This is a genomic window from Streptomyces spongiicola (assembly GCF_003122365.1).
In the GTDB taxonomy this organism is placed as follows: domain Bacteria; phylum Actinomycetota; class Actinomycetes; order Streptomycetales; family Streptomycetaceae; genus Streptomyces; species Streptomyces spongiicola.
Genome location: NZ_CP029254.1, coordinates 2121939 through 2135056 on the forward strand (window position 1 = coordinate 2121939; position 13118 = coordinate 2135056).

At 74.3% G+C, this 13118-nt stretch carries 11 protein-coding genes; 4 read left to right on the forward strand and 7 right to left on the reverse strand.

The genetic code is table 11. From position 1 onward, the window contains the following. Positions 1-241: 241 nt before the first annotated feature. Entirely contained in the window at positions 242-1138 is an 897-nt protein-coding gene (locus tag DDQ41_RS09155; protein ID WP_109294042.1) for a class I SAM-dependent methyltransferase, read from the forward strand. A gap of 231 nt (positions 1139-1369) precedes the next feature. Beyond that, complete coding sequence (locus DDQ41_RS09160; protein ID WP_109294043.1) at positions 1370-1816, forward strand: lamin tail domain-containing protein; 447 nt, start codon at positions 1370-1372, stop codon at positions 1814-1816. 175 nt (positions 1817-1991) lie between these two features. Here DDQ41_RS09160 and DDQ41_RS09165 read toward each other — a convergent pair whose 3' ends face one another. The 4 genes from DDQ41_RS09165 to DDQ41_RS32335 form a co-directional block, all read right to left on the reverse strand. After that, positions 1992-2765 (reverse strand): HNH endonuclease family protein, encoded by a 774-nt coding sequence (locus DDQ41_RS09165; RefSeq protein ID WP_394342178.1) that lies wholly within the window; start codon positions 2763-2765, stop codon positions 1992-1994. Positions 2766-2793: 28 nt separating this feature from the next. Next, a complete protein-coding gene (locus DDQ41_RS31205) occupies positions 2794-2958 on the reverse strand; it encodes a hypothetical protein (protein ID WP_162602639.1) in 165 nt (54 codons plus the stop codon). A gap of 33 nt (positions 2959-2991) precedes the next feature. Beyond that, positions 2992-3462 carry a GNAT family N-acetyltransferase gene (locus DDQ41_RS09170; RefSeq protein WP_174720275.1) on the reverse strand — a complete coding sequence of 157 codons (471 nt, stop codon included), beginning with the start codon at positions 3460-3462 and terminating at the stop codon, positions 2992-2994. A gap of 75 nt (positions 3463-3537) precedes the next feature. Beyond that, the gene (locus DDQ41_RS32335) at positions 3538-6801 is read right to left on the reverse strand and encodes a sensor histidine kinase (RefSeq protein ID WP_262508403.1); all 3264 of its coding nucleotides are present in this window, start codon (positions 6799-6801) and stop codon (positions 3538-3540) included. Positions 6802-7062: 261 nt separating this feature from the next. On the opposite strand from DDQ41_RS32335, the gene DDQ41_RS09180 reads away from it, so the two are divergent. Together DDQ41_RS09180 and secD are read left to right on the forward strand one after the other, a co-directional pair. Next, complete coding sequence (locus DDQ41_RS09180) at positions 7063-7629, forward strand: hypothetical protein (protein WP_109294045.1); 567 nt, start codon at positions 7063-7065, stop codon at positions 7627-7629. Positions 7630-7658: 29 nt separating this feature from the next. Further along, entirely contained in the window at positions 7659-9962 is a 2304-nt protein-coding gene (gene secD, locus DDQ41_RS09185) for a protein translocase subunit SecD (protein WP_109294046.1), read from the forward strand. Between the two features lie 263 nt (positions 9963-10225). On the opposite strand, the gene DDQ41_RS09195 is transcribed toward secD, so the two are convergent. The 3 genes from DDQ41_RS09195 to DDQ41_RS09205 form a co-directional block, all read right to left on the reverse strand. Further along, positions 10226-10981 carry a sensor domain-containing protein gene (locus DDQ41_RS09195; RefSeq protein ID WP_109294048.1) on the reverse strand — a complete coding sequence of 252 codons (756 nt, stop codon included), beginning with the start codon at positions 10979-10981 and terminating at the stop codon, positions 10226-10228. Between the two features lie 269 nt (positions 10982-11250). Then, the gene (locus DDQ41_RS09200) at positions 11251-12126 is read right to left on the reverse strand and encodes a class II fructose-bisphosphate aldolase (RefSeq protein WP_109294049.1); all 876 of its coding nucleotides are present in this window, start codon (positions 12124-12126) and stop codon (positions 11251-11253) included. A gap of 2 nt (positions 12127-12128) precedes the next feature. Beyond that, positions 12129-13013: an SIS domain-containing protein gene (locus tag DDQ41_RS09205; RefSeq protein ID WP_109294050.1), complete on the reverse strand. Its 885-nt coding sequence runs from the start codon at positions 13011-13013 to the stop codon at positions 12129-12131. Positions 13014-13118: the final 105 nt, after the last annotated feature.

The window sequence follows — 13118 nt, forward strand, 5'->3', positions numbered from 1 at the left end:
CGTCGGGGCAGCAGTGCGGGCAGGACAGCAGTGCAAGGCAGGACAGGGCCGGGCAGGGCAGGGCCGGGCAGGTGCGTCGGCGCCGTCGGCAGAGGACGCGGCGGCGGTACCGGCCCACCCGTGACGAGGACCGAGCCGTTACCCGCTGTACGGGACGGCCAACGGAAAGACACCGAGACTTCACCCGAATGGCCCCCGTTGGTGGCCCCTTGAGCGGAAATCGCGGCGTAACCTCCCGGCCATGCCTTCCCTCCTGAGCAACCGGCTGGCGAAGCGAATGCTGCGTCCGGCGTTCTCACTGGTGGAACAGCGCCTGGAGCGTGCGACCACCGCACTCCAGGCAGACCTCGACGCCCTCCACCACGAAGTAGCCGACCTGCGGCGGCAGAGCTACGGGCTCGGGCTGCTGCTCGACCACGCGGGGCGGGACGGCCACCGGATGGCCACCGCCACCCAACTGGACACGCTGGTGCGGGAGGTGACCACCGTGACCGGCGCGTCCTGCGAGCACGCCCGCCGCGATCTGACGGTGGCCTACCGCACGGTGGTGGCCCTCGAGGCGCTGGGCGTCGGCCGGATGGCGGGCTCGACCTCGGACATCTGCGGGAAGCTGGCGACCGTGCCGCTGCTGGCTCCGCCCAGCGAGGAGGTGCTGGAGATCGGCACCCAACACGGGCTGTTCGCGGCCGCCCTGCTGCGCATGCTCCACCGCGCGGGAGTCGAGCCGCGGCTGACGGTCGTCGACCCGCTGGCCGGCGCCCTCGCGCCGCCGGGCACCGCGCCCGTCCCGGTCAGGGAGGACGTCGTGCGTGCCAACCTGGCCCTGTGCGGTAGTCGTTCGGGAGCCCGGGCCCGGCTGCTCCGGGGCGGGTCCGGCGACGCCGACGTACGCGCGGCTGTGTCCGATCGGCGGTACGGCGTGGTCGTGCTGGCCGGTGCCCCCTCCGTGGCGGGTGTACTGGCGGATCTCCGCCTCGCCGAGGAACTCGCCGACGACGGCGCCGTCGTCGTCCTCGACGGACACGGGGACGACACGCGCCCCGGCGTCGGCGAGGCCCTGGCCAAGCGCGTCGCCGACGGTTCGCGGCTGAGGACCCTGGGCGTGGTCGCGGGAACGGCGTACCTCCGGGCCGGGTGAGGCCGGGCCGGGTGACGACGTATCTCCGACTCGGGTGGCGTACCTCCGGGCCGGGTGACGGCGTACCTCCGGGCCGGGTGACGGCGTACCTCCGGGCCGGACTGAGTGAAAGCCCGACCGACGGTCTTCACATTCTTCGAATTCCCCTCACATTCCCTTCACAGCCGGAGATACTCTCTCCGGAAGCTCGACGTCTGCCGTTCGAGCGCTGCACCGACCTGGGGAGGGTCCTTGAAGCTCCGCTACGCCGCCTCGGCCGCCGCCGTCGCCGCCGCAACCGCCACCGGTCTGCTGACCGCCACTCCGGCCCAAGCCGCCGGGGGCGTGAGCATCTACCGCGTGTACTACAACTCGCCCGGTTCCGACACCGGTTCGAACACCTCGCTGAACGGCGAGTGGGTCCAGCTCTACAACTCCAGCTCCTCCACCCTCTCCATCCAGGGCTGGACGCTGCGTGACGTCACCGGCTACACCTACACCTTCAGCGGCAAGATAGGGCCGAGGTCCTACGTCAAGGTGCACACCGGCAAGGGCTCCAACACCGCCGGATACCGGTACTGGGGACGCTCCTGGTACGTCTGGAACAACACCGGGGACACGGCCTACCTGCGCAAGTCCACGGGCACGCTGGTCGACTCCTGCAAGTGGGGCTCGACCGGTTCCTCGAAGTACTGCTGACGCGCCACCGCCGCCCGGCGCCGCGCACACGCGCCTCGGAGCGGCTCCTCGGCCGGGTACCGCCGGGAGGCCGCCACCCCCCGCGCGCGGCCCTGCGCCGCCCCGCACCGGGCCCGTCGCACCCGCGGCCGGCCCGGCGCCCGGACGGTGCCCGGACGGTGCGGTCTCCGGCGTGTCAGCCCCCGCACTGGCGCAGCATCGTCCCCTTGTCCGCCGCCGTCACCGGCAGTTCGTACTTGAGCGCCACCTGAGCGAATCGGACCGCGTACGCGCACCGTATCCGGCGGTCCGGGGGAAGCCAGGAGGCCGGACCCGAGTCCCCCTTGGCGGAGTTGGCGCGGCCCTCGACGGGCAGGAGGTTGAGCACGTCGTTGGCGAACTGCCGTCGTCTGCTCTCCGGCCAGCGGGACGAGCCCATCTGCCAGCTGTACGACAACGGCACCACATGGTCGATCTGCACCTCTGCCGCATCCTGTTTGCGCCACTCGACGGTCTTCCCCGTGTACGGGTCGTGAAGCGTCATGGAAACGACGACACAGTCGGAACCGGCACGGAACCGGACGTTCTGCCCGTGCAGTTTCAGCAGGTCGTTCCGCGTGTCACAACCATTGCGGGCCAGTGGTACGCCGTCCGCCGTGTCCATCCACGCGTAGCCGAACTCGTCGCGGTCGTAACCCGTCCTGGGGCCGCGGCCCTTGGTCTTCAGCCCCTCCACGACCTCGCGTGCCGCCGCTCGCTCCGCCTCCGCCGTCAGGGGCGCGAGACCCGGCTTCGTACCGTCCGGGTTGTCGAGCGGGACGGCCGCGCCCCCCGCCGGCGGTCCGGGCGCGGACTCCGCTCCCCCGGAAGCCCCGGAAGCCCCGGAAGTCCCGGAAGTCCCGGAACCGGGGACGCAGCCCACGAGGACGGCGGCGGACAGGACGACGGCGGACAGCGCCGGGCGGGTCATGCGCAGGGGATCGGGCACACCGGGGATCCTAGGGGTTCGCAGGGGACGGCGGTCGGGGCGAGGAACAAGGAGCAATCAGGAGCCCCTCCGCTTCCTCCACCTCCGCCGCCTCCACCGTCTCCGCTTCCTCCACCTCCGCTTCCTCCACCTCCGCTTCCTCCACCTCCGCTTCCTCCACCTCCGCTTCCTCCACCTCCGCCGTCTCCGTCTCCGTCTCCGTCTCCGTCTACCGTGCCGGGGCGGCGGGCCCGGGACTCGGCGGACGGACCATGACGATCAGCTGGTGGCCGCTCTCCTCGTCCAGCCGGCGTCCCCGCTCCGCGAAGCCCATGCGCTCGTAGAAGCCGCGAGCCCTCGCATTGGCCTCGAACACCTCGAGCCGCAACTCGCCGCCGCGCAGCTCCGCGGCATGCCGCACCAGCTCACGCCCCACCCCGCGCCCCTGCGCCCGGGGGTCGACGAACAGGCCGCCGATCTCGTCCCCGAGCAGGCCCAGCAGGGCGACGACCTCTCCGTCCACCTCCGCGACCCAGTTCTCGGCCGCGCGGAGATAGACCTCCCGGAGCTTGCGGGCCCGCTCTCCTTCGCCCTCGCCTTCGATGAACGGGTGCGCGAGCTTCGCGGCACGCGACCACAGATCCACGACCACGGCCTCGTCCGACGTCTCATAGCGCCTGATGCAGGTTCTCGTCTCCACCCCGTGGACGCTAGGCAGGTCCTCCGCCGCGCTCAAGTGCTTTTGGCCGGGTCGCTCATCGCGACCGGCGGAGCGTCAGCCGACGCAGCCCCGCACGGAGTCGGTCGGCCGGCAGTTGTTCGGTGTGTTGAACACGACCTGGGACCCGAGGAGCCGGACGGTCCCGGATCTGCGGAAGACGCCGCCGCCGTCGATGGCGCGGGTGCCGCTGACGACGGTCCGGTCCAGCGTGGACGTGCCGCCCGCGTGGTAGAGGCCGCCGCCCAGCGCCGTACCCTCGCGCGCGGTGACGCGGTTGTCCACGATCCTCGACCGTGTGGTCGCCAGCGTGCCGCCCTCCGGGTTGTCGAGACCGCCGCCCCGTGCCATCCCCTCGGCCGCGTCGACGACATTGGCGGCGACCGAGCTGCGCAGCAGCTTCAGCTCGCTCCCCGGCCCCAACCGGATGCCGCCACCGCGCGCCGTGCCGCCGCGCGCCGTCACGGTGTTGCCGCTGACGTGCGTGTTGTCGACGGTCATCAGGGCGGAGTTGGTGATACCGCCGCCCTGCGCCGTACCGTCCGGGGCGTCGGCGACGTTGCCGCGGACGAAGCTGCCGGTGACGGTCATCCGGGCGGTCGGGCCGGGTGCGCTGTTGCTGAGCGCGGCGCGGGCGAATCCGCCCGGTGCGTACGCACGGTTGTTCCTGATCACGGAGTTCTTGACCGTGCTCTGCGCCATGCCGGCCAGACCGGAGCCGAACGCGAAGCTTCCGGTGCCCTCCCTCACCCGGGCCAGGTTGTCGATCACCTGGGCGCCCTCGACGGTCAGCGGGCCGTCGTTCGCGATACCGCCGCCCGCCGCCGCTCCGTCCCGCTCGTCCCCGGTGTAGGCGACGGTGTTGCCGCTGACGATCGAGCTGCGGACGGTCGCGTTGCCGGGGTTGTCGATACCGGCGCCCTGCGCGTACAGCTCCGACTCCGCCCGGTTGCCGGTCACCCGGCTGCGGGTCAGGAACATCCGGCCCAGGTTGGCGATCCCCCCTCCGCAGACCATGCCGGGCACGTCCGGGTAGGCCGGGCAGTCGGTCGCGCTGCCGCCGCTGATCGTGGTGTCGTGCAGCGTCAGCCGCCCCGTCCCGGCCACGAGCAGGATGCGGAACCGCGGCGCGGTCGCGACGCGGGTGATCGTCGCGCCCTGCCCCTGGACGGTCATGGTGCCGGTGACCACCGGCAGCCCGTTGACGGGGTGGAAGGGGTTGGCCCCGGCCGTGAGCCGGTAGGTGCAGCCCGGCGCCAGCCGCAGGGTCTGCGGGGTGGCCGTGCCGTTGGCCGCGCGGACCGCGCTGACGAGATGGGGGACCGAGCACGGTACGTCCACGATGCCCGGAGCAGCGGGCGGCTTCGGCGGCGTGGCGGGAGTGGCCGGAGCAGGGGGCCTGGCGGGAGTGGCCGGGGCGGCGGGCTTGGCGGGAGCAGCGGGCTTGGCGGGAGCGGCCGGGGCGGCGGGCGCTGCGGGGCCCGGGGGCTTCGGCCCCTGAGTCGTGCCTCCGGACGCGGCGGGTGCGGGGGCGGCGGCCGGCGGCGCCTGCGGCGGAGTGCCCTGTGGAGGAGGCGCCTGCGGCGGAGGGGCCGGGGAGACCGGCGGGGCGGCACCCGGGCCGGGGACGGCCGGGGCGGAAGGCGCGGTCCCCACCGCGGGCGGGTCGGCGGCGGCGAAGCGGGTGGTGCCGCGCGGGCCGAACTTCCGGGTCGTCTCGTCGTGGACCTTGATCTGCCGCTGGGAGGCTGTCGACGGGTTGAAGACCTTCTTCCCGGTCGTCTCGCCTCCGGTGGCGAAGTTGTCGGTCACGGCGGAGCGGAGCACGCCGACCGGCGCGGCCAGGGATTGCGAGGCGGCGTCGACCGCGGTGGCGTACCCGTCGTTGTCGAGCACGATCTGCGGGAGCTGCTTCGGATCGTCTATGTCGACGGTGGCCTCTTCGTCCTGACCCGCGCCAGGGAGACGGCAGGAACCCGATCGCGTGGCTGTGCATCTCCGCACCGCGCGGCGCCACCGGGGTCCGCCCGGTGGGGGCGCGGGACCGCCGGCCGAAGCCGGACGGCCGCCGGGTGCCGGCAGGCCGGACGGCGGAGGGCCGGGGGTCGGCAGGTCGGTTGCCGGGAGGCCGGATACCGGCGCCTGGCCGGGCGCCGGGGAACCGGACACCGGACCGGTACCGGCCGCCCCCTGGACCGCAGGCCCCCGCCCGTCCTGCCGGGGGTGCGGCTCCCCCTCCCCGGCCGCCGGCCGCGACGGCTCGTGCCCCGGTGCCTGCGGGCCCGCCGCCGGCTCGTGGCGCGGCGGAGCGGGAAGGGACGGCGGAGCGGCGAGCAACCGGTGGGGTACGGACGTCACGGCCCGGGTTCCGCCGTACGGCGAGGCGGCCGTCAGTTCCACGCTGAAGCCCAGTTCACGGCTCCACCGACCGGCGCAGGCCAGCCCGAGGCGCGGCACCGCGCCGAGCCGGGCCAGATCCGGTTCGTCCCGGAGCCGGGCCGCGGCCTGCGCGAGGACGTCCGGCGGCATGCCGAGGCCGGCGTCGTCGATCTCGACGACCGCCCCCGCCGCCGCCTCCCGCACGGTGACCACGACCGGGGTGCCGGACGGCGAGAACACCGTGGCGTTCTCGAGGAGTTCGGCGATGACGTGCACCAGCCCCTCGACGGCGGGCGGCGCGACGTGCAGGGTCTGACCGCCGCGCACGTCGACACGGCCGGACTCCACGATGCGGGACCGGGCTCCGTGCACGCAGTCGTGGAGGGACACGGCCCGCCGCTCCCGCCGCACGGGCCAGATCCCGCACAGCACGAGAAGGGTCTGCGCCTTGCGGTTCATCCGGGCGGCCGCGTGACCGGCCTTGATCACCTCGGCCGCCAGCCGGGGGTCGTCGAGAGAGCGTTCGACACGGTCCAGCGCCTCCTGCTGGACGGTCGCCATGGCGTGCACGGTGCGGGCGACGGATTCGAGGGCGGACCGCACGGAGTCCCGCAGGGCGCGCTCCCTGCGCACGGCCTCGTCGGAGCCGAGGGCGGCGACGACGGCGGCCAGGGCCCTGGCGAAGTCCGCGCCCGTCTCGGAGTCCGGACCGACGGGGCCCGGTACGCCGTCCAGCAGACGCCCGGTGCGCGTGCGTTCGGCGATGGCTGGGGCCCGGACGGCGGCGAGGTGCGCGATCTCCGCCTCACGCGCGGCCGCGAGCCGTTCCGCCCCCGCCCGCGCCCGCTGTTCGGCCCCGAGTCTGCGGCGAAGCGACAACGCCCAGATGAGCATCGCCAGGGCGGCGGCCCCACCACCCCCGGCGATCAGCAGCCCGACCATGACACGACGCCTCCGGATAGCGCGAACACGCCCGAACGAGTCCCTTCCAGATCGCCTACGGGGCTCCCCCGGCGATCGGGGGTATCCCGATCCTACGGTCAACCGGCCAATCTTCGAACACCCGTTGTGCCACTCCCGTCACTTTCCGCCAACGCGGTTGCGGGAATCCGACGGCGTTTCGGGGCGGTCCGTCGCATAGTGTGAACTCCGCACCGCCTCGCCGCCGCGAGCGCGGAAGGGCGGTACGACAGGGGGCGGTTCATGCGTGCGCAGCGTGTGCCGGCCGCCCTCGGCGCCCTGCTCGCAGCCCTGCTCTTCACCCTCCTGGGGTCCCTCGCCGGTGCGCCACCGGCCGCGGCGGCGATCGCCGCCGTCAGCACGGCGCCGGCGCCGGTATCCGAGGCCGCGCCGGACGCGGCCACCACGTCCCGGCACACCGCGCGAGACGACATGCGGTACCGGCACACCGCGCGCGCCGTGCACACCGCGCGAGTCGACATGCGGCACCGGCACACCGCGCGCGCCGTGCACACCGCGCGAGACGACATGCGGCACCGGCACGACGTGCGGCACCTCTACGGCGGGCCACTGCGCACGACGGCCGAAGAAGCCCGCGGTGCGCGCCCCTCGCCGCTCCCCCCGGCGCCCGGCGGGCACCCGTCCGACGCGACCTCGCCCCAGCCCGCCACGCACGGCACGGTCCGGCCGGCGTCGGCCCGCGACACGGTGCGGACGTCCGCCCGTGCCGAACTCCCCGATGTGCGGGGGCCTCCGGGGACGGCCGGTCACCGGTCCCGTCCCATATCAGCGCCGTCCCGCCCCTTCTGAGGGCGCCCGGCGCCCTCAGGAGGAAGCTCATGACTCGCACCACCGTGGTGCGGGCAGTTCTCGCCGTGCTCGTACTGCTCGCATCCCTCTTCGTCGTACTCACCCAGTCCCCCAGACTCGGTCTGGATCTCCAGGGCGGCACCCGTATGGTGCTGGAGACCCGTGACACCGCCGCCGCGCAGGCGGACGCCGCCACCACCGATCGCACCATCGAGGTACTGCGGCAGCGCATCGACGCGCTGGGCGTCGCGGAGCCGGTCCTGGCCCGCTCCGGCGAGAACCGCATCGTCGTGGAACTGCCGGACGTCCAGGACCCGCGCCGTGCCGCCGAGGTCCTCGGCCGCACGGCCCAGCTGGCCATCCATCCCGTCGAGGAACCCCCCGAGGAGGGGACGGCCGAGGAGGGGACGGCCGGGCGGCGGGTGCTGCCCGACGAGCAGGGGAGACCGGTCGCCCTCGGCGCCGCGGCACTGTCCGGAGCCGGCGTGCAGGACGCGGAGGCCCGGTTCGACCCACAGCAGGGCACGGGCTGGCATGTGGCCCTGGACTTCCGGGGGGACGCGGCGCGCGACTGGGCCGCACTGACCGGGCGGGCCGCCTGCCACCCGGTGGGGGACGACCGGCGCCGGGTCGCGATCGTGCTCGACGACAAGGTGATCTCGTCGCCGCAGGTCGATCCTTCGGTCGGCTGCGGCTCCGGGATCGCCTCCGGTGCCACCCGGATCACCGGTGCGTTCGACGCGGCGGAGGCCAGGGAACTGGCCCTGCTCATCAAGGGCGGTGCGCTGCCGGTGCCGGTGGAGACCGTCGATCAGCGCATCGTGGGGCCGACGCTCGGCGCGGCGGCGATCAGCGCGAGTGCCCAGGCCGCCGCCGTGGGGGTGTCGCTCACGGCGCTGTTCGTCACGTTCGTCTACCGGCTCTTCGGCGCCCTGGCCGCCGTGGCGCTGGCCGCCTACGGAGTGATCTCGTACGCCGCCCTGGTGGCCCTCGGCGTCACGCTGACCCTGCCCGGACTGGCCGGATTCGTGCTCGCGATCGGCATGGCCGTGGACGCGAACGTGCTCGTCCTCGAACGGGCCAGGGAGGAGTACCAGAACCGGTCGCGCCGGTCGCCGCGGTCGCTGCGCAGCACCATGTCGACGGCCTCCCGCAAGGCGTGGACCGCGGTGGCCGACGCGAACGCGACCACGCTCCTCGCGGCGGGGCTGCTCTTCCTGCTGGGCTCGGGGCCGGTGAAGGGCTTCGGTGTCACACTGGCGATCGGCGTCGCCGTCTCGATGTTCTCGGCGCTGGTCGTCGCGCGGGCGCTGACCGACGTGGCCGCGCGGTTCCCGTTCGTCGACCGTTTCCGCACGGTCAGCGGCGTGGGGGCTCCGGGCCGGGTCAGGACGTTCCTCACCCGCCGCCGGCCGCGGCCCATGCGCACCCCCCGGCGCTGGCTGACGGTGTCGGCCGTGCTGGTCGCGGTGGCCGTCACGGGCATCCTGGTACGCGGGCTGAACCTGGGGGTCGAGTTCACCGGCGGCCGGCTGGTCGAGTACGCGACCACTCGGACGGTGGACGCCGACACGGCCCGGTCGGCCGTGGCGCAGGCGGGCTTCCCCGACGCGGAGGTGACCACCGCCGACGGCCGGGACGTCTCCGTGCGGGGGGCGGGCATCGACGACGACGGGGTGGCCGCGATCGGCGACGCGCTCGCCGGGGAGGGCGGAGGCACCGCGACGAAGCTCCGCGACGAGCTGATCGGCCCCAGCATGGGCGAGGAACTGCGGCGCAACGCCATGATCGCCCTGGGCATCGCGGTGGTCGCGCAACTGGTCTATCTGACCGCGCGGTTCCGCTGGACGTTCGCGGCGGGCTGCGTGGTGGCGCTGGTGCACGACGTGGTCGTCGTGGTCGGCGCCTTCGCCTGGCTGGGCCGACCGGTGGACGGCGTGTTCCTCGCGGCGCTGCTCACGGTCGTCGGCTACTCGGTCAACGACTCGGTCGTGGTGTTCGACCGGGTCAGAGAGCTGTGGCGGAGAGAGCCGCGCGGTGCGCTGCCGGCCCTCGCGGACTCGGCGGTACTTCAGACGGTGCCGCGCACGGTGAACACGGGCGCGGGAGCCCTCTTCATCCTCGCCGCCCTGGCGGTGCTCGGCGACGGCGCCCTCGCGGACTTCGCGATCGCGCTGATCGTCGGGGTGTGTGTCGGCACGTACTCCTCCGTGCTCACCGCCGTTCCGGTGGCGCTGCTCCTCGAGGCTGGCCGGCCCGCGCCCGCCGCCGCGGGCCGCCCGCGCACCGGCGCGCCCCGCCGCACCGCACGGGACAACGGCGCGGTGGTCTGACGAGGGAGCGGCGGTCCGGCGAAGGAGACGCCCGCCGCACCCGACTGCCCGGCTGCCCGGCTGCCCGGCTGCCCGGCTGCCCGGCTGCCCGGCCGGATGATCCGGCCGGGTGAACGGGATGCGCGAGGGCGCGGAGAGCCCGCCGGGCGAAGTCCGCCGGGCGGCGGGGCCGGGACCCGGGGCCGGCGGACGCCGGCTCCCCGGGGCAGCCGGCGGACGCCCGGGTTGCGGAGGGCGCCCGGGTTACGGCGGACGCGCCGGGCTCAGGAGGTGCCGGCCGACTCGATCGCCTTCGCCAGCTTGGCGGTCTGACGGCCGTGCAGGTCCTCGGGGAGGTCGGCCTTCTTCGGGTCGAGGAGGTTGAGCGTGAAGAACACCGCCACGTTGCGGCCCTGCCGGACGGCGGTGATCTGCATGGGCATCGACGAACCCTGTGCGGTGCCGGTCATCCTCCAGGAGACGGCCTCGTCGCCGCCCTCGGGGGCTTCCTCGGCCTTCACCGCCACGTACTTCACCGCGGAACCGCCGGTGTTGCCCGTGGTGGTGAATCCGGCGCCGCAGGTGGCGAGTGCCTTGCGGACGTCCGCGAAGGTGCGCCTCGCGTCGTCGCCCTCGTAGGAGAAGAGGCTGACGGTGGTGGTGAGGCCGGGTGTGGCCGTGGAGACGAAGGAGCGGCCGGCGAAGTCGGCGGCTTCCGGGGTGCGGGCCGTACCCGAAGCGGTCATGTCGGCGAGAGGCCGGCACTCCTCCCGGTCGGCGGTGGGCCGCGTGCTGGGCGGGCTGATCTCCTGGGCCTGGTACGAGCGCAGTTCGGTGTCGGTGACGAGAGCCTTCCTGATCGTGTCGCCGCGGAGCACGGCCATGCCGGCGCCCGCCTTCTCCGGTCCGGCGAGCGGCTTGCCGGTCGGGGAGGCGGAGCTCTCACGGTCGCCGGAGGAGGTGCAGCCGGTCAGCAGCGCGGCGGCGGCGAGCGCGAGCGCGCCGCCCCGCCGGAGGGCCGTGCGTGTGATGAGGGGCATGGGAATCCTGTCGGTTCGGTACGGCGGCGGGCGGCCCGCGGTTCGCATGGCGCCGGGCGTCTGTTCCCTCGGGCCGGCTCCGCCGCCGGCGGAGGACGGGTGGCGGGGAGAGTGTGTCCCGGATCGGCCGGTGGATCCGGGAGGGGCCGGGCGTGGTTGGGCCGTTCCGGTGGCCGTGCGCTCCGGATTTCACCGGACCCGCCGTACGGCGGGTCCGGCGGCCTGCTCCCCGCGGGTGGGGCCGGGCCCGCGCCGGTGGCGCGGGACCGCTATCCGACCGGTGCGGGTTCCCCCGCGTCGCGCAGGACGCCGATCAGCGCGGTGACGGTCTCGGCCATCGCACGGCGCCCGAGGGACAGGTACTTCCGCGAGTCCACGGCGTCCGCGTTCGCGGCCAGGTAGTCCCGGATGGCGCTGGTCATGGCGAGGTTCAGGGCCGTGCCGATGTTGACCTTGGCGATGCCTCCGGTGACGGCGGCCGTCAGTTCCCCGTCCGGTACGCCGGACGAGCCGTGCAGCACCAGCGGTACCGGCAGCACCCCGGCGAGCCGGGCCAGGAGCCCATGGTCGAGCGTCGCCGTACGGGCGGTCATCGCGTGCGAGCTGCCGATGGCGACCGCGAGAGCGTCGACCCCGGTCCCCTCGACGAACGCCCGTGCCTCCTCGGGGTCGGTGCGCGCGCCGGGTGCGTGGGCGTCGAGCGGCGGGACGCCGTCCTTGCCGCCCACCTCACCCAGTTCGGCCTCGATCCAGAGTCCGTTGGCGTGTGCCCAGTCGGCGGCGGACCGGGTCGCGGCGAGGTTCTCCGCGTACGGCAGGTGAGCGGCGTCGTACATGACCGAGCTGAACCCGGCGTCGGCCGCCTCGCGCAGCAGCCGGGCGCTCGTGACGTGGTCGAGGTGGAGGGCGACGGGCACCCCGGCCTCCGCCGCCGCCTCGGCGGCGGCCCTGGCCAGCGGCCGGACCCGGCCGTGGCGGTATTTCACCGCGTTCTCGCTGATCTGCAGGACGACGGGGGAACCGGCGCTCTCCGCACCGGTGACGACGGCTTCGGCGTGCTCCAGCGTGATGATGTTGAAGGCGGCGACGGCACGGCGTCCGGCGGCGGCCGCGGCGACGAGCGTTCCGGTCTCGGCGAGTGGCACGGTCAGGCTCCGGACAGGATCACGGAGCGGGTGAGGTGCCGGGGGCTGTCCGGGTCCAGGCCGCGTACCCCGGCGAGGGCGACCGCGAGACGCTGGGCGCGGACCAGCTCGGCGAGCGGGTCGAGTCCGCCGGCGACCCACATCCCGCCGGTGGTGCGGACCTCCTCGGCGAGCCCGGCGGGCGCGTCGCCGATCATCCAGGTGGCGGTACCGCGGGTGGTGACGCTGATGGGGCCGTGCCGGTACTCCATGGCCGGGTACGCCTCGGCCCAGGACGCCGACGCCTCGCGCACCTTGAGCGCGGCCTCGTTGGCGAGGCCCACCGTCCAGCCGCGGCCGAGGAAGGTGAACTGCGAGCAGGCGGTGAGCCGTTCGGGAAGCGGTTCGGCGAGCGCCTCCGCGCAGTCGTCGAGGACGGCGCCGGTGTGCAGGCCCCAGTGGGCACGCAGCAGGGTGAGGGCCGTGGTCGCGAACCGCGTCTGGACCACGGACCTCTCGTCGGCGAAGTCCAGGACCACCGCCTCGTCTGCCGCGGTCATGACCGGCGTGGCGGGGTCCGCGGTGATCGCCGTGGTACGGGTGCGTCCGCGCAGCCGGCCGAGGAGCTCGAGTACCTCGGTGGTGGTACCCGAGCGGGTGAGGGCGACCACCCGGTCGTAGGGGCGGCCGGCGGGGAACTCGGAGGCGGCGAAGGCGTCCGTCTCGCCCTGCCCCGCGCCCTCGCGCAGGGCCGCGGCCGCCTGGCCCATGAACAGGGAGGTGCCGCAGCCGACGAACGCCACCCGCTCCCCGGCGGCCGGGAGTGCCCCTCCCTCGGCCGCGGCGAGTTCCGCGGCCCGGATCCAGCAGTGCGGCTGGCTCGCCAGCTCCTGCGCGACATGGCTCATATGCGTACTCCTTCCCTCGAAGGTGTGCGTGTTTCTGCAACATAGCGCGGCTTTTCAAGCACCTTCAAGCACCTTCACGCACCCTCACGCACCCTCACGCACCCG